At 34.8% G+C, this 1,562-nt stretch carries 1 protein-coding gene; it reads right to left on the minus strand.

Features of this window, described 5'->3' with window-relative positions:
• Nucleotides 1-326: 326 nt before the first annotated feature.
• The gene (locus tag Q8907_16975) at nucleotides 327-1,040 is read right to left on the minus strand and encodes an SGNH/GDSL hydrolase family protein (GenBank protein MDP4275963.1); all 714 of its coding nucleotides are present in this window, start codon (nucleotides 1,038-1,040) and stop codon (nucleotides 327-329) included.
• Nucleotides 1,041-1,562 lie beyond the last annotated feature (522 nt).

Here is a 1,562-nt window from a genome sequence, read left to right on the forward strand (position 1 = left end):
GAGGTTTGGTAAAGGGTAAAAACAATCGCTAACTGCAATCATTCTTTCAACGGTATTTCCTTAAATATACTTGCTGCAGGCAAGTTCTAATTCGTGATAAGAAATCAAGGGCATTGATACTTATTCGAATTGAAAGGAGTATATGGTTCTATCCGGCTTTGATACCACTTTTTGCGATACACGGTCTTTTAAGAACCTGAATTTCTAAGTGAAGGTTTTTGAAAACCTGCTTAACATTTTCATCAATCAAATCTACAAAAAAATAAGGACATATCCCAAACCGGAATATGTCCTTGTTTTTTGTTTCTGTGCAGGTTACAAAAACTTTAATTTTTTTTCTTTCCTTTTTTAGGGGCATTCAGGGCTTTTGCAATGGCTTTTTCGACCAGAGGGCCCATGACCATATAGCCTTCTTTGTTGGGATGAACTCCATCCTTTGAATATTCAGATTTCATTCCTTTACGGGAATCAACCAGGGATGAATAATAATCCAGATAAACACAGGCATGGGTGTCGGCATAACTTTTGATCATTTTGTTTAAGGATACAATTTTCTCAGCCGGATTTAATCCTTTTCTCCAGGGATAATCATAGACAGGCAGAACGGAACAAAGTACCACTTTTATGCCATTTGCTTTTGCAAGTTCGCTCATTGAGCTGATGTTGTCCATGATCATTTCGAGGGTTGAAGGGCCGGTATTCCCGGCAATATCGTTGGTCCCGGCAAGAATGACTACAACAGAAGGCCTTAGTTTGATGACGTCTGCCCTGAACCTGACCAACATCTGGGGTGAGGTTTGCCCGCTTATTCCCCGGTTGATATAGGGTTTCCCGGCGAAGAATTCGGGATTGACCCTGCTCCAAAAATCTGTAATAGAATTGCCCATGAAGACGACCCTCTTTTCTCCCGAGCCAGGTGCTGAAATTTTTGCATTTTCATCACGGTAGCGGTTAAAGTTTGGCCAATCCTGGGCTTGAACCATCTCTCCCATAAAAAAACTTAAAAGGAGGATTGAAAATAAATAGTTTATAGACTTCATTTTAGATTTGTTTTGTAGATAAAAATTTAATAGATAGCCTCAAAAGTATGGATAATTCTAATGCAGGTAACAATCCTTTAAATAAATATTTCCAGGCAGAACATATAATGGGAATGACGAAAAATTAGTCGAGGTTTTTCCATGGAATTTTGCAAAAAATTTTCTCAGTAATAAGGATTGGATATTCCAATCCGGATATGCTCTTTTTTATTGTATAAAATTCTTGAAGGTTTCCAGGATAATAAAAATAATTTAAAAAACAGATTAAAAGATTATTAATAAGCTTTAATGAAATTGGAAATTTAAGTAAAAATGACAAAATTTCCGGATTGGCTAATTTTTATCTTATTCCTGGATTTATTTTTCATAAGTTAAATAATAAACTATTATACAATTAAATAATCTAATTACATAAAGTAATACATAAGATTAATGAAATTTATGAAACTTCAAATGCCCTGATTTTGCAGAAGGACTAAAAAAATATATTATATTAGCTGTAAAGTTTAGAAAGGTTGATAA

The sequence above is a fragment of the Bacteroidota bacterium genome, assembly GCA_030706565.1.
GTDB lineage: Bacteria > Bacteroidota > Bacteroidia > Bacteroidales > JAUZOH01 > JAUZOH01.